General features: G+C 69.3%; 19 protein-coding genes. 14 read left to right on the top strand and 5 right to left on the bottom strand.

All coding sequences use genetic code 11. The features are described 5' to 3' along the window. Positions 1–93: 93 nt before the first annotated feature. Complete coding sequence (locus HUN07_RS03895) at positions 94–2,295, bottom strand: acyl-CoA dehydrogenase (RefSeq protein WP_174908035.1); 2,202 nt, start codon at positions 2,293–2,295, stop codon at positions 94–96. A 93-nt stretch (positions 2,296–2,388) separates the two neighbouring features. On the opposite strand from HUN07_RS03895, the gene kstR reads away from it, so the two are divergent. Both kstR and otsB read left to right on the top strand, forming a co-directional pair. Continuing rightward, positions 2,389–3,027 (top strand): cholesterol catabolism transcriptional regulator KstR, encoded by a 639-nt coding sequence (kstR, locus tag HUN07_RS03890; protein WP_114723662.1) that lies wholly within the window; start codon positions 2,389–2,391, stop codon positions 3,025–3,027. 68 nt (positions 3,028–3,095) lie between these two features. Further along, positions 3,096–5,657 carry a trehalose-phosphatase gene (otsB, locus tag HUN07_RS03885; RefSeq protein ID WP_174908033.1) on the top strand — a complete coding sequence of 854 codons (2,562 nt, stop codon included), beginning with the start codon at positions 3,096–3,098 and terminating at the stop codon, positions 5,655–5,657. Between the two features lie 7 nt (positions 5,658–5,664). Here the strand turns inward: otsB and HUN07_RS03880 are convergent, their stop codons facing one another. Beyond that, on the bottom strand, positions 5,665–6,756 hold the full coding sequence (locus HUN07_RS03880) for a LacI family DNA-binding transcriptional regulator (protein ID WP_174908030.1): 1,092 nt from the start codon (positions 6,754–6,756) through the stop codon (positions 5,665–5,667). A 180-nt stretch (positions 6,757–6,936) separates the two neighbouring features. On the opposite strand from HUN07_RS03880, the gene HUN07_RS03875 reads away from it, so the two are divergent. From HUN07_RS03875 to HUN07_RS03835, 9 genes are all read left to right on the top strand, one after another. Then, on the top strand, positions 6,937–7,890 hold the full coding sequence (locus tag HUN07_RS03875; protein WP_254622786.1) for a metal ABC transporter solute-binding protein, Zn/Mn family: 954 nt from the start codon (positions 6,937–6,939) through the stop codon (positions 7,888–7,890). Next, entirely contained in the window at positions 7,887–8,759 is an 873-nt protein-coding gene (locus HUN07_RS03870; protein ID WP_174908029.1) for a metal ABC transporter ATP-binding protein, read from the top strand. Before HUN07_RS03875 ends, HUN07_RS03870 begins: the two co-directional genes overlap by 4 nt. Further along, entirely contained in the window at positions 8,756–9,637 is an 882-nt protein-coding gene (locus tag HUN07_RS03865) for a metal ABC transporter permease (RefSeq protein WP_174908027.1), read from the top strand. The genes HUN07_RS03870 and HUN07_RS03865 overlap by 4 nt, the downstream gene beginning before the upstream one ends. A 204-nt stretch (positions 9,638–9,841) precedes the next feature. Continuing rightward, positions 9,842–10,309 carry an SRPBCC family protein gene (locus HUN07_RS03860; protein ID WP_174908025.1) on the top strand — a complete coding sequence of 156 codons (468 nt, stop codon included), beginning with the start codon at positions 9,842–9,844 and terminating at the stop codon, positions 10,307–10,309. Next, positions 10,306–10,644, top strand: coding sequence for an ArsR/SmtB family transcription factor (locus tag HUN07_RS03855; RefSeq protein WP_114723668.1), 339 nt, complete (start codon positions 10,306–10,308; stop codon positions 10,642–10,644). Before HUN07_RS03860 ends, HUN07_RS03855 begins: the two co-directional genes overlap by 4 nt. A gap of 19 nt (positions 10,645–10,663) precedes the next feature. Beyond that, positions 10,664–11,107, top strand: coding sequence for an SRPBCC family protein (locus HUN07_RS03850; RefSeq protein WP_174908023.1), 444 nt, complete (start codon positions 10,664–10,666; stop codon positions 11,105–11,107). Positions 11,108–11,295: 188 nt separating this feature from the next. Continuing rightward, positions 11,296–12,072: a thioesterase family protein gene (locus HUN07_RS03845; RefSeq protein WP_174914419.1), complete on the top strand. Its 777-nt coding sequence runs from the start codon at positions 11,296–11,298 to the stop codon at positions 12,070–12,072. A gap of 43 nt (positions 12,073–12,115) precedes the next feature. Further along, positions 12,116–12,874 (top strand): LamB/YcsF family protein, encoded by a 759-nt coding sequence (locus HUN07_RS03840; RefSeq protein WP_114723383.1) that lies wholly within the window; start codon positions 12,116–12,118, stop codon positions 12,872–12,874. Next, entirely contained in the window at positions 12,874–13,482 is a 609-nt protein-coding gene (locus tag HUN07_RS03835; protein ID WP_114723384.1) for a 5-oxoprolinase subunit B family protein, read from the top strand. Before HUN07_RS03840 ends, HUN07_RS03835 begins: the two co-directional genes overlap by 1 nt. A gap of 2 nt (positions 13,483–13,484) precedes the next feature. Here the strand turns inward: HUN07_RS03835 and HUN07_RS03830 are convergent, their stop codons facing one another. Further along, on the bottom strand, positions 13,485–15,092 hold the full coding sequence (locus HUN07_RS03830; RefSeq protein WP_254622785.1) for a class I adenylate-forming enzyme family protein: 1,608 nt from the start codon (positions 15,090–15,092) through the stop codon (positions 13,485–13,487). Positions 15,093–15,439: 347 nt separating this feature from the next. Between HUN07_RS03830 and HUN07_RS03825 the strand changes: the two genes are divergently transcribed. Further along, positions 15,440–18,613, top strand: a complete 3,174-nt coding sequence (locus HUN07_RS03825) for an NAD-glutamate dehydrogenase domain-containing protein (RefSeq protein WP_174908021.1) — start codon at positions 15,440–15,442, stop codon at positions 18,611–18,613. Positions 18,614–18,652: 39 nt separating this feature from the next. On the opposite strand, the gene HUN07_RS03820 is transcribed toward HUN07_RS03825, so the two are convergent. Next, positions 18,653–20,179: a PucR family transcriptional regulator gene (locus HUN07_RS03820; protein ID WP_174908020.1), complete on the bottom strand. Its 1,527-nt coding sequence runs from the start codon at positions 20,177–20,179 to the stop codon at positions 18,653–18,655. A gap of 141 nt (positions 20,180–20,320) precedes the next feature. On the opposite strand from HUN07_RS03820, the gene gabT reads away from it, so the two are divergent. Further along, positions 20,321–21,667, top strand: a complete 1,347-nt coding sequence (gene gabT, locus HUN07_RS03815; protein WP_114723387.1) for a 4-aminobutyrate--2-oxoglutarate transaminase — start codon at positions 20,321–20,323, stop codon at positions 21,665–21,667. 53 nt (positions 21,668–21,720) lie between these two features. Further along, positions 21,721–23,178, top strand: a complete 1,458-nt coding sequence (locus tag HUN07_RS03810; protein WP_174908018.1) for an NAD-dependent succinate-semialdehyde dehydrogenase — start codon at positions 21,721–21,723, stop codon at positions 23,176–23,178. Between the two features lie 359 nt (positions 23,179–23,537). Here the strand turns inward: HUN07_RS03810 and HUN07_RS03805 are convergent, their stop codons facing one another. Beyond that, positions 23,538–24,929 (bottom strand): aspartate aminotransferase family protein, encoded by a 1,392-nt coding sequence (locus HUN07_RS03805; protein ID WP_174908016.1) that lies wholly within the window; start codon positions 24,927–24,929, stop codon positions 23,538–23,540. Positions 24,930–24,944 lie beyond the last annotated feature (15 nt).

The following is a 24,944-nucleotide window of genomic DNA, read 5'->3' as shown; positions in this document are numbered from 1 at the left end:
TGTTCTATCACCTGCAGGTGAATGACGAAAGGCCCGGCGTGGCGAGAACACGTTCATCACGTTCTCGCCACGCCGGGCCCGGACGGGAAACCGTCAGTCGCGCGGCAGCCCCAGCAGGCGTTCGGCAGCCACCGTGAGCAGGATCTGCGTCGTCCCGCCCGCAATGGACAGGCACCGCGTGTTCAGGAACTCGCGGGTGAGCGGCCCCTCGACCCACCCGGCCTCACCGGCGAGCTCGACGGCGAACTCCGCGACCGCCTGACGGTTGCGGACACCGACGAGCTTGCGGACGCTCGACGCGGGCCCCGGATCCTGGCCGTCGAGCTGGCGCAGCGTGGTACGCAGCTCCAGCAGGGACCCGACGAGCGCCTCGGCGATCAGCGCACCCAGATGGTCGGCGGTCACCGGATCGGGATCGCCGGCCAGCTCGAGCAGTTCCTCGACGGCCTTGCCGAGCGACGACCCACCACTCATCGCGACCCGCTCGTTCGCGAGCGTCGTGCGGGCCAGCTTCCAACCGCCGTTCACCTGCCCCACGACGCAGTCGTCCGGGACGAAGACGTCGTCGAGGAACACCTCGTTGAACAGCGCGTCACCGGTGATCTCTCGCAACGGCGAGATGTTGATCCCGGCGGTACGCATGTCGAGCACGAAGTACGTGATGCCCTTGTGCTTGGGCGCGTCCTTGTCGGTTCGGGCCAGGCAGATCGCCCAGTCCGCCTCGCGGGCCAGCGACGTCCACACCTTCTGGCCGTTGAGCTTCCAGCCGCCGTCGACCTTCTCGGCCGTCGTCCGCAGTGACGCCAGGTCCGATCCCGCACCGGGCTCGCTGAACAGCTGGCACCACGTGATCTCACCGCGCAACGTCGGCAGTGCGAACCGCTCGATCTGCTCGGGGCTCCCGTGCTCGAGAACCGTCGGCACGGCCCACCAGCCGATCACGAGGTCGGGGCGTTCGATGCCGGCCGCGGCCATCTCCTCGCCGATGAGGATCTGCTGGGCCGCCGACGCGCCGCGTCCGTACGGGCGCGGCCAGTGCGGTGCCGCGTAGCCCGACTCGGCGAGCGCCACCCGACGCTCCGACTCCGGGACGGCGGCCAGCGCGGTCACCTCGTCGCGGATCGCGGCGCGCCCCGACTCGGCCTGCGGATCGAGCTCGGACAGGTCGATCGTGAGGTGCCGGCGGGCGCCCTCCCGCGTCAGGACCGCGACCCGCGCGCGCCACACGTTGCTGCCGCCGAGGATCTGCTTGAGCGAGACCGCACGCCGCAGGTAGAAGTGCGCGTCGTGCTCCCACGTGAACCCGATGCCGCCGAGGACCTGGATGCAGTCCTTGGCCGTCTGCACCGCGGCGTCGAGCGCGATCGACGCCGCGACCGCGGCCGCGATCGGCAGTTCCGAGGTTCCGGCGCCGCCCGTGTCCGGGTCCGGCAGGGCGTCCTCGGCGGCGACGGCCGCGTCCCACGCGACCGCGCGCGCCTGCTCGACACGGCACAGCATCTCGGCGCACAGGTGCTTGATCGCCTGGAAGGAGCCGATCGGCTTGCCGAACTGTTCGCGGATCTTCGCGTAGTCGACCGCGGTCCGCAGGCTCCAGCCCGCGACGCCGGCGGCCTCGGCGGCCGCGAGGGTCGCGGCGAGGTCGCGCACCAGTCCCGGAGCGACACCGCTGACGATGCGATCGGCGGAGACAGCCACACCCTCACAACGGACCCGGGCGGTGCCGCGGCTCTTGTCGAGGATGTCGAGCGGCTCGACGGTCAGTCCCGGCGCCTCGCCGTCGACGAGGCACCACACGGTGCCGTCGGCGGAGTCGCCGGAACGCGCCGACACCAGCACCGCGACACCCGGCTCGCCGCCCAGCGCGTTCCCGGCGTCGCCGGTCAGGACCAGACCGCCGTCGGCGTCCGGGACCGCGGAGACCGCGGGACCGTCGACGACGACCGCACACGGCAACTCGCCCTCGGCGATCTGCGCGGCCCACTGCTTCGCCACGGCGCCGTCGGCGCGCCCGAGGACCAGCCCCGCGAGCGCGGTCGGTAGAACAGGACCGCCCACCAGTTCCGTGGCCGCCTGCTCCAACATCGCGGCCAGGTCGACCACCTGTCCGCCGACCCCACCGACGGACTCCGGAACACCCACGGCGAACAGCCCCAGGGATGCCACCGAGGGCCACGTACGACGCCAGAAATCCGCAGGTCCTTCACGTAAAATGGTCAGTGGGGCCGCGGAGCGGGCCCACGCCTGAATCGACTCCTGGACGGCCCTCTGCTCGTCGGTGGTGGCGATTGTCACAACGTCTACCCGCCTCTCATAGATGACATTTTCATCTAGAACGTGTTCTAATATGCTCGGCCGTCAAGAGTCAAGGCGTGAAGGAAACTGTCGATGACCACCTCATCCCGATCCCGTTCTACAGGGGGCACGGTCACGACCCTCAGCGAGGACGATCTCAGCTCCAACGCTCAGCGCGAGCGCCGCAAGAGGATCCTCGATGCGACCCTCGCACTCGCTTCCAAGGGTGGCTACGAGGCCGTGCAGATGCGTGCCGTCGCCGAACGCGCCGACGTCGCGGTGGGCACCCTTTACCGATACTTCCCGTCGAAGGTGCACCTGCTGGTGTCCGCCCTCGCGCGTGAGTTCGAGCGGATCGAGTCCAAGGGCAAGATCCCCCCGGGCCGCAGCCCGCTCGAGCGGATGCAGCTCATTCTCGGCCAGATCACCAAGGCGATGCAGCGCGACCCCCTCCTCACCGAGGCCATGACCCGGGCGTTCATGTTCGCCGACGCCTCGGCGGCCGCCGAGGTGGACCAGGTCGGCAAGCTCATGGACACGCTGTTCGCGCGGGCCATGACCGACGGCGAACCCACCGAGGACGAGCTCGCAATCTCCCGCGTCATAAGCGACGTGTGGCTGTCGAATCTGGTGGCCTGGCTCACCCGTCGCTCGTCGGCCACCGACGTCGCGAAGCGCCTGGAACTGACCGTCGAACTGCTCCTCGGCGACGGGTCCCGGACACCCGTGTGACCCGGTGTGGCAGCCGGCACTTCGAGGGCGGCGCGCCAGCGCGCCCGTAATCGCTTAGGTTTGAACCTGTGAGCGCTCTGGATCTGCCGATCGAACTCCGCCGAGCCCTGGCCACCGTGGCACGGACACCCCGCCTGTTGGTGGCGTCCGACTACGACGGCACGATGGCGCCCATCGTCTCGGATCCGGAGAAGGCGTACCCCCACGCCGAGTCCGTCCGGGCCCTGCGTGCGCTGGCCGGACTGGCCGCCACCACGGCCGCCGTGATCTCGGGTCGCGCGCTCAAGGACCTCGCGACGCTGTCCCGGCTGCCCGCCGAGGTCCAGCTGGTCGGCAGCCACGGCTCCGAGTTCGACGTCGGGTTCGTGCACGCGATCGACGCGAATGCCCGCAAGCTCCTGGGCGAGGTCACGTCCGAGCTGTCCCGCATCGCGGACCTGCACCCCGGCGTCACCATCGAGACCAAGCCGGCCAGCGCCGCCCTGCACGTACGCAACGCCAGCCCCGAGGCGGGTGCCAAGGCGCTCGCGGCCGTGCACGCCGAGGCCGCCCTGTGGACCGGCGTACAGGTCACCGAGGGCAAAGCCGTCATCGAACTCGCCGTCGTCGCGACCGACAAGGGCAACGCGCTCGACATCCTGCGTCACCAGGAGGCGGCGACGGCCGCCGTGTTCTTCGGCGACGACGTCACCGACGAGAAGGCGTTCGACCGCCTGCAGGGTCCCGACATCGGCATCAAGGTCGGCGAGGGCGACACGCTCGCCGAATACCGCGTCGACTCCACCGAGGACGTGGCCGCGGCGCTGGCGTTCCTGCTCGAGGAGCGCCGGACGTGGCTGTCGGGCGCGGACGCGCCGCCCATCGAGCGGCTGACGATGCTGGCGAGCCCCCGCTCGGTTGCGCTCATCACGCCCGACGCCAACATGACGTGGCTGTGCCACCCCGAACCGGATTCGGCCGCGGTGTTCGCACACCTGCTCGGCGGCACCGAGGCCGGCCACTTCAGCGTGGGCCCCCAGCGCGAGGCGCTGCCGCTGAGCCAGCAGTACCTCGACGGCACCATGACCGTGCAGACCCGCTGGGCCAGCCTCACGGTCACCGACTACCTGCCGCACGACGTCCAGCCGAGCCGCACCGACCTCACCCGCGTCATCACGGGCCGCGCGAAGGCGGTCGTCAGCTTCGCACCCCGGCCGGAGTTCGGTCAGGTTCCCGTGCAGCTGGAGCCGGACGCCGACGGGCTCCGGGTCTCCGGCACGAGCGAGCCGATGGTGCTGCGTTCCCCCGGCGTGCACTGGGACATCACCACCGACGGCACCCAGCAGACCGCGCTCGCGGTCGTCGACCCGTCGCAGGGCCCCATCGTTCTCGAATTACGTTGCGGCACCGAAGATCTGGGACCCTCACAGCTTTCGGAGCCGGAGCGCCGGGAGATCGCCGAATCGTACTGGCGAGACTGGGTGAAAACGCTCGACCTGCCGCCGCTCAAGCCGGATCTGATGAAGCGATCGGCGCTCACCCTCCGCGGGCTGGTGCACGCGCCGAGCGGGTCGATCCTCGCCGCCGCGACAACGTCGTTGCCCGAGGAGATCGGCGGCGTCCGCAACTGGGACTACCGCTACTGCTGGCTGCGCGACGCGGCGCTGACCGCGTCTGCGCTGGTGAGCCTCGGGTCGCTCGAGGAGGCCGAGAACTATCTCGAGTGGGTGCACGGCGTGCTCGAGACGCTGCACGGCCCGGAGCGGCTGCACCCGCTCTACACGCTGTACGGAACCGGCCTGCCGCCGGAGGCGGTCATCGACTCACTGCCCGGCTATGCCGGATCCCGTCCGGTGCGCGTCGGCAACGCCGCGAATCAGCAAGTGCAACTGGACGTGTTCGGCCCGATCGTCGACCTGGTCTCCAACCTGGCACTGGCCCGGCAGAGAAAGGGCATCACCGGGGCCGACGCACTCACCGACCGCGACTGGGAACTCGTGTCCGCGATGGTCGAGGCGGTCGAGCGGCGCTGGAGCGAACCCGACCACGGCATCTGGGAGATCCGCGACAACCCCCGGCACCACGTGTACTCGAAGGTGATGGGCTGGCTCACCATCGACCGCGCGCTCACGCTGGCCGAGAACTTCGGCCGGGAACCCGGCAAGAACTGGGCGGCGCTGCGCAGCGAAATCTGCGAGGAAGTGACCGAGAAGGGGTGGAACGCGGACGTCGAGTCGTACACCGCCGCCTACGACGGCACCGACCTGGATGCGGCCACGTTGTTCATCGGACTGTCCGGGCTGATCGACCCGAAGGACGAGCGGTTCGCCGCGACGGTCGTCGCGACGGAGGCCGAACTGCGCAGCGGCTCGACCGTGTACCGCTACCACCACGACGACGGGCTGCCCGGCACCGAGGGCGGCTTCCACCTGTGCGCCGCGTGGCTGGTGGAGGCGTACCTGCTGATCGGTCAGCGGTCGGACGCCGAGGCCCTGTTCAAGCAGTTGGTGAACGCCGCGGGACCGACCGGACTGCTGGCCGAGGAGTACGACCCCGTCGCCGAACGCTCACTGGGCAACCATCCGCAGGCGTACAGCCACCTGGGGCTGCTGCGGTGCGCGCAGCTGCTCAGCGCGGACATCACGGGCTGAGCACCGGTCAGGGCTCGGGCGGGGAGGCCGCGGTGTGGCCGCGCAACAGCTCCGTCTCGAGCATCTCGACCGTGGTGACGCCCGAGTCCGAGCCGGACAGCAGCAGCGCTCCCGCGCGCCGGCCCTTGTCCTCACCCGGCTGGCGCACCGTCGTCAGACCCTCCCGGAGTGCATCCTCGACACCGTCGAATCCGGTGATCGACAGGCGTCCGGGGACGTCCACACCCTCGCAGCGCGCCCAGTCGAGTGCGCCGAGGGCGAGGACGTCGGTGGTGCACACCAGCGCGGTGATGCGCGGATTGACCGCCAAAGCCTGTGCGGCAGCGGAATATCCGTCCTGAGCCGTGTGCTCGTAGCGTTCGACGACCGTGAGCGCCTCCGGATCGAGTCCCGCCGCCTGCATGGCGTCGTGGATGCCGAGGATGCGCTCGCGCTGGACGTGGAAGTTCGACGCCTGCAGGCGTCCGCTGTCCACGACCTCGTCCGAGCGGTCCCGCCCCAGACGCATGCAGAGCACACCGATCTCCTCGTGGCCCAATGAGATCAGATAATCAGCAACCTTACGCATGGCACCACGGTCGTCGATGCCGATGAGCGATGCGCCCGGCATCTCGCGCGGCTGATCACAGATGACGGTGGGCAGATGCCGTTCCCGCACCGCTGCCAGGTAGGGGTCGTCGGCGGCGACCGAGTACACGACGAATCCGTCGACGCCGGCCTGCTGGACCACCGCCGCGGCTTCCACCTCGTCGCGGCCGGGGCCGGCCGGGATGAGCAGCAGGCCGTAGCCCGCCTCCTCGCACGACTCGGTGAGTCCCGCGAGGAAGCTCATCGCCGCAGGATCCCGGAAGGAGTAGCTGAGCGCCTCGGTGAGAAGGAGGCCGACAGCGCCGGCGCGGCGGGTCCGCAACGAGCGGGCCACCGGGTCGGGGCCCGGGTATCCGCGACGCTTGGCCGCGAGCAGCACACGTTCGCGGAGTTCGGCCGAAAGCTGGTCGGGACGGTTGTAGGCATTGGAGACGGTCGTCCGCGAGACCTTCAGCTCGGCGGCGAGCGACGCCAGAGTGGCTTGGCGGCGTGGCTGTCGAGACCTTGGCATAACGGGACGGTAGCGGTTCGGAGGCCACACGGCGAACTCGGACGCACCTCACATACCACCTGGAGGGACGCGACCTGCAAACTTCCGCTAAAGTGTAAACGGAAACGGTTACCAATAACGTTAACGGCCCGCCACCGGGCCACCCGATCATCCGATTCGTGACCAGGAGTAGTTGTGCGCATGTCCGGCATGTCCAATGCCTTACGTTCCGCCGCGGCGGCCATCGGGGTGACCCTCGCCGCGGTGACACTGACGGCGTGCGGCAGCTCCCCCGGGTCCGACGGCCAGATCCGCGTCGTCGCCTCCACCAACGTGTGGGGCAGCGTGGCGCAGGCCGTCGCCGGCGACCGTCTCGAGGTCACCTCGATCGTCACCGAACCCTCGGCCGATCCGCACTCGTACGAGGCCAGCCCGGCCGACGCCGCCAAGATCAGCGATGCGTCGCTGGTGATCCTCAACGGCGGCGGCTACGACCAGTTCGTCGAAGACATCATCGAGTCCACCGGCTCCAAGCCCACCGTCGACGCGTTCGACCTCTACGAGGAGCGCACCGGCCCGCACGCGACCGAGTCCGACTCCGAGCACGCGGGCCATTCGAACGGCTCGGTCAACGAGCACGTCTGGTACGACATCCCCACGGTCTCCGCGACCGCCAACGCGATCGCCGCGGAGTTGGGCAAGCTCGATCCCGAGGGCGCCGACGTCTACACCGGCAACGCCGAGGCGTTCCGTGCGCAGCTGCGCCAGGTGTCCGAGACGTCCGCCGGCATCGCGGCCGCACACCGCGACGCTCCCGTCGCGCAGACCGAGCCGATCGCCCACTACCTGCTGCAGGCCGCCGAGCTGAAGGACCTCACGCCGGAGGCCTTCACGAGCGCCGTCGAGAACGGCACCGATCCGGCGCCGGCCGCGATCGCCGAGACACGACAGCTGTTCACCGACAAGAAGGTCCGCGTGCTGGTCTACAACTCGCAGACCGAGGACAAGGTCACCCGCAACATGCGCGAGACAGCCGAGAGCGCTGGCATCCCCGTCGTCGAGATCACCGAGACCCTGCCCGAGGGCACGGACTTCGTGCAGTGGCAGGCACAGACCGCGCAGTCGCTGGCCGACGCCCTGAACTCCGGATCATGAGCACGGTGAGCACCGCGACCGGCGCGGTCGCCGCACCCGCCGTCGAACTGCGCGACGCGCGGTTGTCGTTCGGTGAGCGCACGCTGTGGTCGGGCCTGGACCTGACGATCGAGCAGGGCGAGTTCGTCGCTGTCCTCGGCCCCAACGGCTCCGGCAAGACCTCGCTCATGAAGATCCTGCTCGGCCAGCTCGCCCCCACCTCCGGCACCGTGCGGATCGCCGGGACCACGGCGAGGACCGGTAACTCGCACGTCGGCTACGTCCCGCAGCAGAAGTCGCTCGACGAGGGACTGCCCCTGCGCGGTCGCGACCTCGTCGGCCTCGGCTACGACGGGCACCGCTGGGGTACCGGGCTGTTCGGCCGGGCCGAGCGGCGCAAGGTCGTGGACTCCGCGATCGCGCAGGTGGGTGCCCAGTCCTATGCGGACGCCCCGATCGGGTCGATGTCCGGCGGCGAGCAGCAACGGCTGCGGATCGCGCAGGCCCTCGTCGGCGACCCCAAGGTGCTGCTGTGCGACGAACCGTTGCTGAGCCTGGACCTCGCCAACCAGCACCGCGTCTCCGAACTGATCGATCGGCGTCGCCGCGAACACGACACCGCGGTGCTGTTCGTGACCCACGAGATCAACCCGATCCTGCCCCTCGTCGACCGCGTGCTGTACCTCGTCGACGGCCAGTTCCGGATCGGCACCCCCGCCGAGGTCATGACCTCCGAGGTCCTGTCCGAGTTGTACCGCACCGACGTCGAGGTGCTGCACGTGCGCGGCCGCCTGGTGGTCGTCGGCACCGGCGACGCGATCGACGCGCTCGGCAGCGGCGGCGGACCCCGCCCCGGCGAGGGCGTCCACCACACCGAGGACCACGCATGAGCAACAAGTTCACTGAGGCGATGTCGCACATGTTCGACTTCTCCGCCACCGCGGATCTGCTGCGGTACGACTTCGTCCAGCAGGCGCTCATCGCGGGCGCGATCCTCGGCCTGCTCGCCGGCGTGATCGGTCCGCTGATCGTGAGCCGGCAGATGTCGTTCGCGGTGCACGGGACGTCGGAACTGTCGCTGACCGGCGCGTCGGCCGCCCTCCTGATCGGAGTCGGTGTCGGTATCGGCGCCGTCGTCGGATCCGTCGTCGCCGCAGTGCTGTTCGGGCTGTTGGGAACGAAAGCGCGTGAACGCGATTCGGTGATCGGCGTCATCATGGCCTTCGGACTGGGCCTGTCGGTGCTGTTCCTGTGGGCATACGACGGCCGCACCGGCACCAGCTTCTCGCTGCTGGTCGGACAGATCGTGGCCCCCGGCAACTCCGGCCTGGCGCTGCTCCTGGGCTGCGCGGTCGTGGTGATCGGCACGCTCGCCGTGATCTACCGTCCCCTGCTGTTCGCGAGCACCGACTCCGATGTGGCCGCCGCGCGCGGTGTCCCGGTGCGCGGCCTGTCGATCGTGTTCGCCGTCCTGGTCGGCATCACCGCCGCCCTCGGTGTCCAGATCGTCGGCGCACTGCTCGTCATGGCGCTGCTGATCACCCCGGCCGCCGCAGCCGGACACGTCACGGCGAGCCCACTGCGGGCCACGGTGCTGGCGGTCCTGTTCGCCGAACTGGCCGCAGTCGGCGGCATCCTGCTCTCGCTCGCACCCGGCGTGCCCGTCTCGACGTTCGTCACCGCGATCTCGTTCGTGATCTACCTGGCGTGCCGGGCGATCGGTGCGTCACGGCGCCGATCCGCCGGGCGGGTACTCGTCACTGCGTGATCGCGGGTGCGACGTTCCCGTAGTGCCGGGTGTTGCAGTTGCCCCGGATGACCGAGTCATCCGGGGCACGTGTACTCCACCTCGGCGATCCGGCCCTGCGGTAAACCATCCGACCACCAGAACAAAGCGCAATGATTGGTTGCGCATACGGCCCGCGGCCGGATACCCTCATGTGCAACCAAACGTTGCGATAGAGGAGCCGGCATGGAGTACGGACGAATCGAGCGCTCGATATACGTCGAAGCCGAGCCCGACGTGGTCTACGAGGTCATCAGCAGTCCCGAGCACCTGAAGGAGTGGTGGCCCGACGAGGTCGTCGACCTGGAACCGGTCCCGGGCTCCGTCGGCGAACTCGTGTGGGGCGACAGGACCTCCCCCGACGGACATGTCGCCCCGATCACGGTGATCGACGCTCAGCCACCCCGATTGTTCTCCTTCCGCTGGGTTCACCCGGCCGACGAGGCAGCGGCCCCCGGCAACTCCCTGTTGGTGACATTCGAGCTCATCCCCTCGGGAGAGGGCACGACGGTCCGCATGACGGAAACCGGCTTCCGTGAGATGGGTTGGGAGATCGCTGTTCTCGAGGAGCAGTACAACTCGCACATCGAGGGATGGGACCAGCATCTGCCGCGCCTCGTCGAGTACATCAGCCGACTGGGTGCGAGCCGATGAACTCCGTTGTCGACGACGGGCTCTGGTCCGCGATCGGGGACCCGACACGGCGACGAATGCTCGACCTGCTGCTGGCAGACGGCGAGGGGACGGCGACCAGTCTCAGTGAGCAGCTACCCGTGACCCGTCAAGCTGTCGCGAAACACCTCGGTGTTCTCGACCGCGTCGGTTTGGTGCATGTGACGCCCGCGGGCCGGGAGCGGCTCTACCGGGTCGATGACGCACAACTCGCCCGCGCCGTAGAGCAGCTCAATGCCGTCGGGTCGACATGGGACGCCAGGCTGCAGCGCATCAAGCGGATCGCAGAAGCAATCCAACGCAACAGACAAAAGTGAGAAGAGAGAGGGACTCGAGATGGTTGACATTCTGCACAGGGTCGGGATCAAGTCGCCTTCCGTCGACGATGTCTACGCGGCGTTGACGACGGTCGACGGGCTTGCCGGCTGGTGGGCCAGCGACACAGACGGAGACGCGAACGTCGGAGGGACACTCCAGTTCCGCTTCGGAGCAGACGGTTTCGATATGAAGGTGATCGAGCTCCAGCCCGCGAAGCGAGTGCTCTGGGAGGTGATCGAAGGGCCCGAGGAATGGGTCGGCACCCGAGTGGTGTGGGACCTCCGACGCGACGGCGACTACACGGTCGTCCTCTTCACACACGAAGGGTGGAAGGAACCCGTGGAGTTCATGCACCATTGCAGCACCAAATGGGCACTCTTCCTGATGAGCCTGAAGGCGATGGTCGAAACCGGCACGGGCGCACCAGATCCTCGGGACGTCAAGATCGACAACTGGAACTAGTCTCGATCTCGTCTTGCACGACAACCCGGCTGCGTTCTACCGCCCCTGAGCCCGACCCGGGTAGTCGGATCCGGCCGGGCCGACGCGACGTTCTCCGCCTCACCCCCGATCGGGGGTGCCCGGATCGGTACTGCAGTCCTAGATTCAGTACCGATCCGCCGCGACCCCGAACCCGTAGGGAGAGACCGATTCACTACTTCGAGCGACTGTCCGAGACGGCCTTCCTCGCAACCAGCCACACCGGCGGCGCCTGGAACACCGAGGAACAGCACATCGCACCTGCCCTGGGGTTGCTGGCGCACGCAATCGAGACCGATCGCGATCGGCGCCGCGACGACCGCCCTGCCATCGGCCGACTGTCCTACGACATCCTCGGCACCCTCCCGATCGGCGTCGTGGAGACGTCCGTCCGCACGATCCGTGCCGGGCGCACGATCGAACTGGTCGAGGCGACGCTCGGCCACGACGGCCGCGCCGCCGTCGTCGCGCGGGCGTGGCTGATGCAGGCCTTCGAGACGCAGCCGTTCCACGCGACTCCGTTCCCCGTCATCGCCGCGCCCGAGGACATGCCGTCGTGGGACGCGACGACGGTCTGGCCGGGAGGATTCATCGAGTCCGCGGACGTACGGCGGGACCAGATCGAACCCGGTCGCGCGTCGTTCTGGGTGCGGACCCCGGCGGACCTCGTCGCGAACGAGCAGGTCAGTTCCGTCGCGCGGACCGCCGGCCTGCTCGACATCGCCAACGGCATGACCACGCGTATCAGCCCGACCGACGTGGCCTTCCCCAATCTGGACCTCACCTTCCACCTGTTCGCCGAACCACACGGGGAATGGGTCGGTTTCGACACGAACGTGAGCTTCGGCGCAACCGGCATCGGACTCACGCACAGCGTCGTCAGTGACGTCCGCGGCCCGATCGGGACGTCGTCGCAGATCCTCACCGTCCGGCCGACCGCACGGTAGAAGCAGGTCCGCCGCGCGTCGGCCGCGGAACTAGGATCGAGTTGTGGCATACATCGACCTCAACAGCGATCTCGGCGAGAGTTACGGCGCGTGGACGCTCGGCGACGACGCGGCGATGCTGGGCCTCGTCACGAGCGCCAACATCGCGAGCGGGTTCCACGCCGGCGATCCCGCGACGCTGCTCCGCACATGCCGCGAGGCCGTCGCGCAGGGTGTGAGGATCGGCGCGCAGGTTGGCTACCGTGACCTCGCCGGCTTCGGACGCCGCTTCATCGACATCGCACCCGTCGACCTCACCGCCGAGGTGATCTACCAGATCGGGGCTCTCGACGCGTTGGCCCGTACTGTCGGCTCGTCGGTCACCTATGTCAAACCGCACGGCGCGCTGTACAACGCGATCGTCCACCACCGCGAACAGGCGCGTGCCGTGGTGGCTGCAGTCCGCGCGGTCGATGCGTCGTTGCCGGTACTCGGACTGCCCGGCTCCGTCTTCCTGGAGGAGGCCGAGAAGGCCGGGCTGCGCACCGTCACCGAGGCTTTCGCCGACCGCGCCTACACGCCCGCCGGCATCCTGGTTCCCCGGACCGAGGCCGGTGCCGTGCTGCACGACCCGGATGTTGTGGCCGACCGAGTGGTCCAGCTCGTCACGAGCGGCAGGGTGCACGCCGTCGACGGCTCGCAGGTGTCGATCGCGGCGGAAACCGTGTGCGTGCACGGCGACACACCGGAGGCAGTCGCGATGGCAGCGGCCATCCGCGCCCGCCTCGATACCGAACAGATCCATGTGAAACCGTTCATCTGATGCGGATCCTCGGCATGGGCGACCGGGCGCTGCTGGTCGAGTACGACGGACTCGACGCGGCGGTCGCGCACTTCTGTGGACTCGAGGCGCACCGCCACCCCGCCGTCACCGATCTGGTTCCGGCGGCCCGCACGATCCTGGTGCGGTTCCGCGATGCGCGCCCCGACAGCATCGCGACCTGGGTGCGCTCGACCGCGCCGATCGCGGACGACGCGATGTCCGCGGCCGATCCAGTCGCGGTCCCCGTCTGCTACGACGGGCCCGACCTGGCCGAGGTCGGCGATCGCACCGGTCTCAGTGTCGACGGGGTGATCGCCGCCCACACCGAGCGGACCTGGACGGTGGCCTTCGTCGGTTTCAGCCCCGGCTTCGGCTATCTCGTCGGCGGCGAGGACACCGGCCTGCACGTCCCCCGCCGCTCGTCGCCCCGCACCGAGGTCCCCGCCGGCGCCGTCGGGTTGGCCGGCGAGTTCACGGGGATCTATCCGCGTTCGTCACCGGGTGGCTGGCAACTGATCGGAACCACCCCCGAACGGATGTGGGACGTGGACCGCGACCCGCCCGCACTGCTGCAGCCGGGTACCGCGGTCCGCTTCGTCGCGGTCTGATGTCACACCCGGGACTGCACCGCGGTCCGTAGTTCGTGCTTGCGGGTCTTGCCGGTCGCGGTCTTGGGCAGCGCCTCGACGACGATGACACGCTTCGGTACCTGGAAGCCCGCCAACTGCTGCCGCGCGTGGTCGAGGATCCGGGCCTCGAGTCCGTCCTCGCCGGTATCGGGTACCGGGACTACGGCCACACACACCGCCTCTCCCCACCGCTCGTCCGGCACCCCGATCACCGAACATTCCAGCACTCCGGGCACATTGGCGACGACGCGTTCGACCTCGAGCGACGAGACGTTCTCGCCGCCGGACTTGATGATGTCCTTGAGTCGGTCGGTGAACCACACGACGCCCTCCTCGTCGATATGGCCTATGTCGCCGCTGTGGAACCACCCGTGGGCGAATGCCTTCGTGTTCGCCTCCATGTTGTTCCAGTAGCCGCTGCACACGTGCGGTCCGCGGTAGACGATCTCGCCGGTCTCCCCGGACGCCAGCAGGGTTCCGTCGGCGTCCATGATCGCCACCTCTACCGTCGGTACCGGCGGCCCCCACGAGCCGGGCTTGGTGGTCCGATGTTCGGGCCACTGCAGCACCGTCGCCGGCACCACCTCGGTCTGCCCCGACCCGAGGATCACCGCCGCGTTCGGGAAGGCGGCGTCCACTCGGTCGAGGACCTCGGCCGGCATCTGCGCCATCGCGTAGATGCACAGCCGGACCGACTCGAGGTTCCTCGGAGCGGCGGCGTTCACGTCGACCAGCGCCTTCCACATGATCGGTAGCAGCATCGCGTGCGTGACATCGTGCTTCTCGATCGCGTCGAGTACCACGGCTGGATCGAACCGTCCGGGGAGAACGACCCGCCCGCCGGTCATGAGCATCGGGAGCACGAGGGTGTTGAGTCCGGTGGTGTGGAACAGCGGCAGCACGTTCAGCAGGGTCGACGGCGAGTTCCCCCACGAACTACCCTGCATCAGCGCGTTCGTCAGGCCGGCAACCATCACCGAGACATGGCTGGTGAGAACACCTTTCGGATGGGATGTGGTACCGGAAGTGTAGAGGCACTGGACCAGGTCCCGATCCTCGACGATCACCTCGAGGCGGCCGTCGGCACCGCGGTCGACCACTGTTTCCCAACGCTGGACGGCGCGGCCCGCGATCTCGTCGACCGCCGCATCGACGACCACCACCGTGCGCACCGAGTCGAGTCGGGGCAGCGCCGCTTCGAGCAGCGGAACGAACGCGGCGTCGGCCACGACGACGGCGGCGCCCGCGTCGCACAGGATCCATTCGATGTCCTCGGCCGTCAGTGCGATGCTCACGGGCATCGCGACCAGCGCCGACTTCGCGCACGCGAAATACGTGGCCAGGAGCTTCCAGCCGTCGGCCATCAGCATCGCCACCGGCTGCTGCCGTTCGATCCCGGCGTCGAGAAACGCGCGTCCCAGGGCCTCCGCGGCATCGTCGAGTTCGCGGTAGGTGACCGGCCGCCCACGATCGATGACCGCCTCACGGCTTCCGAGCACGCGCGCGACCCGCGTCAACGCATCCCCCACACATACCCGGGCTGCGAGATTCAACTCCAACGAATCGATACCGGACAGATTGGATTTCACTGACGCGACCTTTCTTCGGCAGAAGCGGACCCGAGCAAACCCACGAACAAACGACCCGATCCACGACACCGAACAGGGCGTGAGATAGATCACTTCCGATGGGCTGCGGGCCAGCATTTCACTCGACACCCGAGAAAGCAAGCACTCATGCTTGTTTATCTCCGGTGGCCGGACGGCGCGTCCGGGACCGGCCGTACCTGCCGAACCATCGGAACGCGGATGTGCGTTTCGGTGGATCGCAGCCTCCAGCCTCGACAAACTGTCCAGTCGAAAATCCTTGCGAGCACGGCACACTCAGAGCGTCCAGGCCCGACGACTCAGACTCCGCCGACCGAACAAGGTGTGTGATGACCATCAGCAAGGGATCGATGACGCTCCCCTCCGCTCCGAACGCCGACAACCGCCCCCGCATGAAACTGGTCGCTCCCCGCGACGCTCCCGACGCCCCCGACGCCCCCGACGCCCCCGACGCCCCCGACACCATGGACGCGATCGTGGTGTGGCCGGGCGCACGACCGCCGTTGTCCGACGTCGCGAGGGACTTCGAGTGCTTCGGCCTTCGCATCGAGGAACACGAACCGATCGCCGCCCCGCGGCCGAGCGGCGAGCATGCCCCCGCGGACCGATTCCGCTTCAGCAGCCCCGACCGGACGTGGGCGGTCGACGCCACCGCACTGCTCGTCGACGCGTTCGAGACCGCGACCGCCGACGGCCTCGAGATCGACCGGTTCTGCATGCTCACCCCCGTCGCCGGCCTCAGCTGGCGCGACGTCGTGCTGGTTCGCTGCATGGTCCGCTACCTCCAGCAGGTCGGTCTCGGGTTCTCCGACACCTACCTCGTCGACACCCTGTTGCGCCACAACGCCTTCACCCACAGTGTCGTGGCACTGTTCCACGCCCGGTTCGACCCTGCACTGGCCGATCGCGACCGCGGGGTCACCGAGTTGCGGACACGACTGGGCACGCTCGTCGAGGAGGCGGCGACCCTCGACGAGGACCGGATCCTGCGCGCGCTGACGGGTTTCGTCGGGGCGGTGCTGCGGACCAACTGGTACCAGCGCACCGCGGACGGCCGGGTGAAGGAGCACGCCGCGTTCAAGCTCGACCCGTCGCGGCTGACGCAGCCCGGTCGCATCGTTCCGCACCGCGAGATCTTCGTCCGCGGCGGTGGCGTCGAGGGTGTCCACGTCCGGGCCGGTGAGGTCGCCCGCGGTGGACTGCGCTGGTCGGACCGACCGGAGAGCTACCGCACCGAGGTGTTGGGGCTGATGACCACCCAGACCGTGAAGAACTCGCCGATCGTCCCGACCGGAGCCAAGGGGTCGTACGTGCTGCTCGGCGGCGTCGCACCCGCCGAGGGGTACGCCGCGTTCATCCGCGGGCTGATGGACGTCACGGACAACCTGGTGGACGGCCGCGTCGTCCCGCCCGCCGATACCGTCGTGTACGACGACGCCGACCCCTACCTGGTGGTCGCGGCCGACAAGGGCACGGCCCGGTTCTCGGACGTCGCGAATGCGGTTGCCGCCGAGTACGACTTCTGGCTGGGTGACGCGTTCGCCTCCGGCGGCTCCCGCGGCTACGACCACAAGGCGATGGGCATCACCGCCCGGGGCGCCTGGCTGTCGGTCCGTCGGCACTTCGCCGAACTGGGTGTCGACACCCAGACGGACCCGGTCACCGTCGCGGGCATCGGCGACATGTCCGGCGACGTGTTCGGCAACGGGATGCTGCTCTCGCGCACACTGCGACTGGTCGCGGCCTTCGACCACCGGCACATCTTCCTGGACCCCGATCCGGACCCGGGCGCCTCATTCGAGCAGCGCCGCACACTGTTCGAGACGCCGGGCTCGAGTTGGGACGACTACCCGCGCGACGCCATCTCCGAGGGCGGCGGCGTCTGGCCGAGATCCGCCAAGCAGGTACCGCTGTCGCCGGCCGTTCGGGCGCGACTCGGCATCGACGCCGACGCACTCGCGCCGGCCGAGCTGATCCGGGCGATCCTCCGAGCGCCGGTGGATCTGCTGTGGAACGGCGGGGTCGGAACATACGTCAAGTGTTCGACCGAAACCGATGGGGATGCAGCCGATCCCGCGAACGACACCGTCCGCGTCGATGCAGCCGACATGCGCTGCCGGGTGGTGGGTGAAGGAGGCAACCTCGGCTTCACCCAGCGGGCTCGGATCGAGTTCGCCGTCCACGGCGGCCGCATCAACGCGGACTTCATCGACAACGCCGCCGGCGTGGCCACTTCCGACCGGGAGGTGAATCTCAAGATCGCGCTGGACGGCGCCGTCGCGGCGGGTGAGGTGAGCGAGGACGAGCGCCACGCACTGCTGGCCGAGTGCACCGCCGACGTGGCGGGCGCCGTCCTCGACGACTGCGCGAGCCAGACACTGGCGATCAGCCTCGCCGAGTCGCAGGCCGTGTCGCTGCTCGGACGGCACGATCGCCTGATCGTCAACCTGGAGGCGGTCGGCGGGCTGGACCGAACCCGCGCGGTGCTGCCGAGCAAGCAGGAATTGCGGCTGCGCACCGAAGCCGGACTCGGCCTGACCCGACCCGAAATCGCTACGTTGCTGGCACATTCGAAGAACACCGTGCGCGACGACCTGCTCCGCTCCGAGGTCCCCGACGAACCGATCTTCGCCCACCTGCTCGTCGACTACTTCCCGCCGTCGTTCCGTGACCGGGTTCCCGGTCACATCCACGAGCACCGATTGCGCCGAGAGATCATCGCGACGCAGATCGCGGACCAGTTGATCAATCACGTCGGGCCGGGTCTGATCTACCGGCTCGAGGAGCGACTCGGGGTGAGCACACCCCAGGTCGCGCTGGCGTACGCGGTGGTGGCGGAGCTGTTCGAGGTGGACGCGATGTGGGCCCGCGCCACCTCTGTCGTCGACCCCGCCGACCGCGACGCGTGGGGTCCGCTGCACGCGGTGCAGGCGCTCATCGAGCGCGCGTGTTCGTGGCTGCTGCGCAACCGGCCCGTGCCTCTCGACCCGCAGTCGGAGGTACGGCGGTACCGCGAGGGCGTCCGTCAACTGCTCGCGAAGTCCCTGCCCGCGACCGTCGTCGACGGCACGATCGCCGGCACCTCGCTGCCGCTGCTCGCCGAGGCGCTCCCGTTCGCGGAGAGCTCTCTCGCACTGGGGGTTCCGATCGACCGGGTGGCAGACGCCTACCTGACGCTGGGAGACGACCTGGGCATCTTCCGTGTCGTCGATCGCCTGGAGCACTGGCCCCGGCGGGCGTACTGGGACACGCTCGCAACGGCGGCGCTGCGGGACGAGATCTCCGGGCGACTGCACGCACTGGCCGGCTCCGTCGCGACGCACGGATGCGACGGCGAGTCCCCCGGCGACCGGACGGCGCGGTGGCGCGCACAGCACGAGCCGGTGGTCGCCCGGCTGCGCCGGATCGTGGTCGAGGCCCAGGCCGACGGCGACATCGACCTGGCGCGGGCGTGCACGATCAGCGCGGAGCTCGCGACCGCGCTCGCCGCGGTGGCGCAGTAGTCCACTGCCCGCGTGGCGCCCGGAACCTCGGTCCGGGCGCTACGCCTGGGACGCGATGATCGCCAGGAGCAACTCCGCGCGCACCCGGGCGACGTCGAGTCGGCAGTCCAGCAGGGACTCGATCTTCGCGATCCGGCTCCGCAGGGTGTGCCGATGGACGCCCAGCACGTTTGCCGCCGACTCCCAGTGCCCGTTCGCCTCGAGGAACGCACGCAGCGAGGCGACCAGTTCGGTTCCGTGGTCACGATCGTGGTCGGCGAGCGGAGTGATCATCGTGTCGGCGACCGACCGCAGTACCTGACGGGTCGAGTCGAACGTGAGCAGCGCGCTGCCCGTCAGTGCCGAGAACTCGAGCGGTGCGGCGCCGGCTCCGGCCGCCGATGCCGCCAGCTGCGCCTGGTCGATCGCCTCCGCGAAGCGCTCGACGGGCAGCGGACCGCTCAGACCGATCCGCGCGGACCGGCGGACGGACTCCCCCGCGCCGGCGAGCAGTGTCCTCGCGAACGCGACGTCGTCGGTTCCGCGCAGCAGCACCGTCATTCGTCCCTCGGTCCGCCGCAGGAACAGCGGTCGACCCGCCTCGTTCATGGCCGAGGCGATCGAGGACGCGACCGCCTCGGCGTCCCCCGACGACGGGCAGACCCCGGCCAGGGCGCGGACGAAGCCACGGTCGTCCGCGGCCGGCGCGAGTTGTTCACGGGCCGGCTCCAGATCGATGTCCTCCGAGAGCAGCAGCCCGAGGATCTGACTGTTGAGCTGGTTCTGGGCAGCCCGCAGCCGCACCGGCTTCTCGAAGTCGAGCGCCAGCAACGAGTTGGCGTGGCCCAGCAGAACCTGGTCGACGGAGCCGAGCGGCTTGGGGCTCACCACCGCGAGACAGCCGTGGAGGCTGTTGCCCAGCCCGATCCGTTGAACGGTCATCGAGTGGCCCGAATGTGCTTGGGCGACAATGCTCGACGCAGCCTCCGACACCGAGTCGATCAGGTCGGACACCTCCGTCACCGTCTCACCGTCCACGTTCGTCGGATGGCGCTCGAGGAGCCGACCGCGGCGGTCGAAGAGCAGGGCCGTCGCATCGGTCGCCACGGCGAGCTCCCGCACGATGGCACGGGCGCCGCCCTGGACCACGGCCCGCGTCATCCGCGGCTGGGCGCGGGACGCTCGCAGGAGTGCGTCGTAACGCTGCTCGGCCAGGCAGTCCATGACCCGCTTCGTGACGGCCGCGAACGGGGTGGGCAGCGGCACCTCCAGCAGCGGCAGTCCGGTCTCGTCGGCCGCCGCGATCAGCGCCTCCGGGATCTCGGAGTGAGTCAGTCCCACCCCGAAGCCGACCGCCGCGACCCCGGCGTCGAACAGACGGCGCAGGTAGTCCCGGTAGCCGTCCACCGCGGACGGAGCCCCGAGCCCCGTCGTCAGCAGCAATTCGCCACCCGAGAGCCACGGCGACGGGTCCGACAGTTCGGTCGTGATCGCGAACTCGATGTCGCGGTCGAGTCCGGAAGCACCACCGCGCAGGCGCAGGGACAACTCCGGCTGCGCCAGCACCCACCGGACGGTCACGCTCATCTCAACTCCTGACCCGGCCCGAGTGCGGTCCGAAATGGTGAATCGTGGGCAGTCCCTCACTCCATTCTGGCAGGTGATCCGCGCTCCACGGCGACCCAGAATAGAACCAGTCAGATCTTCACGACAGGGGTCCTCCACGATATGAACACCACCACCATCGCTTACCGGCTTCCGCAGAAGCGCAACCTCGTCACCGAACTGCCCGGTCCGAACTCGCGAGCACTCACGGAGCGCCGCCGCGCCAGCGTCGCGGCAGGGGTCGGGTCCAGCGTCCCGGTCTACACCGCCGACGCCGACGGCGGTGTGATCGTCGACGTCGACGGAAACTCGCTCGTCGACCTGGGCTCGGGCATCGCGGTCACAAATGTCGGCGCGTCGAATCCCGCCGTCGTCGATGCCGTGCGCGACCAGGCCGGACGCTTCACCCACACGTGCTTCATGGTCACGCCCTACGAGGGATACGTGCAGGTTGCCGAGGAGCTTGCGGCGCTCACGCCGGGCGACCACGAGAAGCGCACCGTGCTGTTCAACTCCGGCGCCGAGGCCGTGGAGAACGCGATCAAGGTCGCGCGTCTGGCGACCGGGCGCACCGCCGTCGTCGCGTTCGACCACGCCTACCACGGCCGCACCAACCTGACGATGGCGCTGACCGCGAAGTCGATGCCGTACAAGGCACACTTCGGTCCGTTCGCCCCCGAGGTGTACCGGATGCCGATGTCGTACCCGTTCCGGGACGAGCGCGGACTGACGGGCCCGGAGGCGGCGCAGCGTGCGATCACCCAGATCGAGAAGCAGATCGGTGCTGATTCGCTCGCCGCGATCATCATCGAACCGATCCAGGGCGAGGGCGGGTTCATCGTTCCCGCAGAGGGATTCCTGCCGACGCTCGCCACGTGGGCGCGCGCCAACGGAGTCGTCTTCATCGCCGACGAGGTCCAGACCGGGTTCGCCCGCACGGGGTCGTGGTTCGCGTGCGACCACGAAGAGGTGGTGCCGGACATCATCACCATGGCCAAGGGCATCGCCGGCGGACTTCCGCTGTCCGCGATCACGGGCCGCGCCGAACTGCTCGACAAGGTGCACGCCGGCGGCCTCGGTGGCACCTACGGCGGCAACCCGATCGCGTGTGCCGCGGCGCTCGCGGCGATCGACACGATGCGCGAACTCGACCTTCCCGCGCGGGCCCGCCACATCGAGGAGGTCGTGACGACCCGCCTGCGGAAGCTGGCCGAGGAGATCCCCGCGATCGGCGAGGTCCGCGGCCGCGGCGCCATGCTGGCGATGGAGTTCGTGGTGCCGGGCACCACCGAGCCGGATGCCGAGTTGACGCGCAAGGTCGTCGCGTACGCGCTCGAACAGGGCGTCATCCTGCTGACCTGCGGCACGTACGGCAACGTGGTGCGCCTGCTGCCGCCGCTCGTCATCGGCGACGATCTGCTCACCGACGCGCTCGACGTGATCGAGGACGCCGTCCGCGCCTCGGTGTGATCACCGAACGTCATTGACGCTCACTCCACTTTGGACCTACCGGAAGCAGAACGATGATTGATGTCTCCACCCTCGTCTCCCGCGTCCCGACCGGGCTGTGGATCGACGGCGAGTCCACCGCGCCGGTCGGCGGCGGCACGTTCCCGGTGTTCGATCCGGCCACCGGTGAGGCACTGACGACGGTTGCCGATGCCGGCGCCGACGACGCCATCCGCGCACTCGACGTGGCGTGCCGCGTCCAGGCCGAGTGGGCGGCCACCTCCCCGCGCGAGCGATCCGTGATCCTCCGCCGGGCCTGGGAACTCGTCGTCGAGCGGACCGAGGAACTGGCACTGCTGATGACGGCCGAGATGGGAAAGGCCCTGCCGGAGAGCCGCAGTGAGGTCGCGTACGGGGCCGAGTTCCTGCGCTGGTTCAGCGAGGAGGCGGTTCGAATCCAGGGCCGCTCGACGCGATCGCCGGGCGGCGCCGGCCGAATCCTCGTCAACAAGGTGCCGGTGGGCCCCTGCCTGGCGATCACCCCGTGGAACTTCCCGCTCGCCATGGGCACCCGCAAGATCGGCCCCGCGCTCGCCGCGGGCTGCACGATGATCGTCAAGCCCGCCGCGGAGACGCCGCTGACGATGCTGGCGTTCGCGGAGATCCTCGCCGAAGCGGGTCTGCCGGCCGGTGTGGTCTCGGTGCTGCCGACGTCGGACGCCGCCGCGGTGTCCGGGCCGCTGCTCGCCGATCCCCGCCTGCGCAAGGTCACCTTCACCGGCTCCACCCCCGTGGGCCGCGTGCTCATCGAGCAGTCCGCCCGCAACGTCCTGCGCACGTCGATGGAGCTGGGCGGGAACGCGCCGTTCATCGTGTTCGACGACGCGGACCTGGACGCGGCGCTCGACGGGGCGATGGCCGCCAAGATGCGCAACGGCGGCGAGGCGTGCACCGCGGCGAACCGAATCATGGTGGCCAACTCGGTCCGTGAGGAGTTCACCGCGAGGCTCACCGAGCGGATCGCCGCACTGAAGCTCGGCCCCGGGCACGAGCCCGGCGTCGACGTCGGACCGCTCGTGAGCGCCAAGCAGCGCGCGAGCGTGGCGGCACTCGTCGACGAGGCGGTCGCGGCGGGCGCCCGGGTGCGCACCGGCGGCCGGACCGTCGACGGCCCCGGCTTCTTCTTCGAGCCGACCGTCCTCGACCAGGTGCCGACCGACTCGCGCATCGTCCGCGACGAGATCTTCGGTCCGGTCGCCGCGATCACCGGGTTCGACACCGAAGAGGAGGCGATCGCCGCGGCCAACGAAACCGAATACGGTCTCGCCGCATACATTTTCACGCAGAACCTCGACCGGGCCCTGCGGGTGGCCGACGCGCTCGAGTCGGGCATGGTGGGAGTCAACCGCGGCGTCGTCTCCGACGTCGCCGCACCGTTCGGCGGAGTCAAGCAGTCCGGGCTGGGCAGCGAGGGTGGCGTCGAAGGCATCGACGAGTACCTCGACACCAAGTACATCGGGTTCACGGCCTGACCCGACAACGCAACGAAGAAGGCCGGAGGCTCTGCCTCCGGCCTTCTTCGTTGTGTGCCCGGACTACATGAACAGAGTCGCGGCGCCGATGGCAGCTCCCACGAGGGCAGCGATCGCCGAGACGAGGCCGGCGACAGCGCCGATCTGACCGAGCTGAGTGGTGGACGAACCCATGGAATTACTCCTTCTGTCTTCGATCTTGTTCAGAACTTCCTGGGGCAGCCCGGCAGGCTGCCCTGCACCGATGTGCCGTGTCTGCCTTCCTCCTTCCACCGGATAGCCCGGGCGACAGGCCGATCCGCCCCTGGAGACGCCATGGACTCCAGGGGCGGATCGGCTGGATCACTGATCCGGTCGGATCACCGACCGGCGTGGTTGTCCGCGATATCGAACGCGGCGTCGAGGATCGCGAGCCCCTCGCGCACCTCGGTCTCGGTGACGGTGCACGGTGGTACCGCGTGGATCCGGTTGAAGTTGGCGAACGGCAGCAGTCCGCCGGACTTGCACGCCGCGATGACCTCGTTCATCGCCGGACTCGACCCGCCGTACGGTGCCAGCGGTTCCCTGGTGGCGCGGTCGGCGACCAGTTCGATCGCCCAGAACACACCGAGCCCGCGCACCTCACCGATCGACGGGTGCCGCTCCGCGAGTGCGCGCAGACCCGGGCCGAGGATCTCGGCGCCGATCCGGGCAGCGTTGTCGACGACGCCCTCGTCCTCCATCGCCTCGATCGTCGCGACGGCCGCTGCCGTCGCCAGCGGGTGACCCGAGTACGTCAGGCCGCCGGGGTACGCACGATCGGCGAACGTGGCGGCGATCTTCGCGCTGATCGCCACGCCACCGAGCGGGACGTACCCCGAGTTGACACCCTTGGCGAAGGTGATGAGGTCCGGCACCACGTCGAAATGATCGATGGCGAACCACTTTCCGGTCCGCCCGAATCCGGCCATCACCTCGTCCGCAATGAAGACGATCCCGTAGCGGTCACAGATCTCCCGGACCCCGGCCATGTAGCCCGGCGGCGGGACCATGATCCCGGCCGTGCCGGGGACCGACTCGAGGACGATCGCCGCGATCGTGTCGGGGCCCTCCAGTCGGACGACACGATCGAGGTGCTCGAGGGCGCGCTCGGTCTCCTGCGCCTCGTTCTCCGAGTGGAACGCCGACCGGTAGAGGAACGGGCCGTCGAAGTGCACGACACCGCTGTTGCCGTAGTCGTTGGGCCAGCGGCGGGGATCTCCGGTGAGGTTGATCGCGGTGTCGGTGCCGCCGTGGTACGAGCGGTACCGCGACAGCACCTTGTAGCGGCCTGTGTGCAGCCGCGCCATCCGCACCGCGTGCTCGTTCGCATCGGCGCCGCCGTTGGTGAAGAACACCTTGTCCAGGTCGCCGGGGGTGCGCTCGGCGATCAACCGGGCGGCCTCCGAACGCGCGTCGTTGACGTACTGCGGAGCGATGGTGCACAGCTTCGCAGCCTGGCGCTGCACCGCCTCGACCACCCGGGGGTGCTGATGCCCGATGTTGGTGTTGACCAACTGGGAGGAGAAGTCCAGCAGTCGGTTTCCGGCGCCGTCCCACACGTACGAGCCCTCGGCGGCGAGGATGGTCATCGGCGCGATCTGCGCCTGCGCGGACCACGAGTGGAAGACGTGCGCGCGGTCGAGCGCGTAGGCACGCTCGCCGTCGGCGCGCGCGGCGGACAGATCCTGGCCGGACGGAAGAACGACGGGGCCGTCGGTTGTCATCGTCATGTCGGGTGTCCCTTT

The organism is Rhodococcus sp. W8901 (genome assembly GCF_013348805.1).
Lineage (GTDB): Bacteria > Actinomycetota > Actinomycetes > Mycobacteriales > Mycobacteriaceae > Prescottella.
This window is presented reverse-complemented; position numbering and strand designations above follow the sequence as displayed.

What these genes read in the sequence shown, in the direction of transcription:
- HUN07_RS03825 (WP_174908021.1), top strand. Translation starts at nt 15,440, where the DNA reads ATGACCATCAGCAAGGGATCGATGACGCTCCCCTCCGCTCCGAACGCC.
- HUN07_RS03870 (WP_174908029.1), top strand. Translation starts at nt 7,887, where the DNA reads ATGAGCACGGTGAGCACCGCGACCGGCGCGGTCGCCGCACCCGCCGTC.
- HUN07_RS03810 (WP_174908018.1), top strand. Translation starts at nt 21,721, where the DNA reads ATGATTGATGTCTCCACCCTCGTCTCCCGCGTCCCGACCGGGCTGTGG.
- HUN07_RS03865 (WP_174908027.1), top strand. Translation starts at nt 8,756, where the DNA reads ATGAGCAACAAGTTCACTGAGGCGATGTCGCACATGTTCGACTTCTCC.
- HUN07_RS03805 (WP_174908016.1), bottom strand. Translation starts at nt 24,929, where the DNA reads ATGACGATGACAACCGACGGCCCCGTCGTTCTTCCGTCCGGCCAGGAT.
- gabT (WP_114723387.1), top strand. Translation starts at nt 20,321, where the DNA reads ATGAACACCACCACCATCGCTTACCGGCTTCCGCAGAAGCGCAACCTC.
- HUN07_RS03820 (WP_174908020.1), bottom strand. Translation starts at nt 20,179, where the DNA reads ATGAGCGTGACCGTCCGGTGGGTGCTGGCGCAGCCGGAGTTGTCCCTG.
- HUN07_RS03855 (WP_114723668.1), top strand. Translation starts at nt 10,306, where the DNA reads ATGAACTCCGTTGTCGACGACGGGCTCTGGTCCGCGATCGGGGACCCG.
- kstR (WP_114723662.1), top strand. Translation starts at nt 2,389, where the DNA reads ATGACCACCTCATCCCGATCCCGTTCTACAGGGGGCACGGTCACGACC.
- HUN07_RS03860 (WP_174908025.1), top strand. Translation starts at nt 9,842, where the DNA reads ATGGAGTACGGACGAATCGAGCGCTCGATATACGTCGAAGCCGAGCCC.
- HUN07_RS03880 (WP_174908030.1), bottom strand. Translation starts at nt 6,756, where the DNA reads ATGCCAAGGTCTCGACAGCCACGCCGCCAAGCCACTCTGGCGTCGCTC.
- HUN07_RS03835 (WP_114723384.1), top strand. Translation starts at nt 12,874, where the DNA reads ATGCGGATCCTCGGCATGGGCGACCGGGCGCTGCTGGTCGAGTACGAC.
- HUN07_RS03850 (WP_174908023.1), top strand. Translation starts at nt 10,664, where the DNA reads ATGGTTGACATTCTGCACAGGGTCGGGATCAAGTCGCCTTCCGTCGAC.
- HUN07_RS03875 (WP_254622786.1), top strand. Translation starts at nt 6,937, where the DNA reads ATGTCCGGCATGTCCAATGCCTTACGTTCCGCCGCGGCGGCCATCGGG.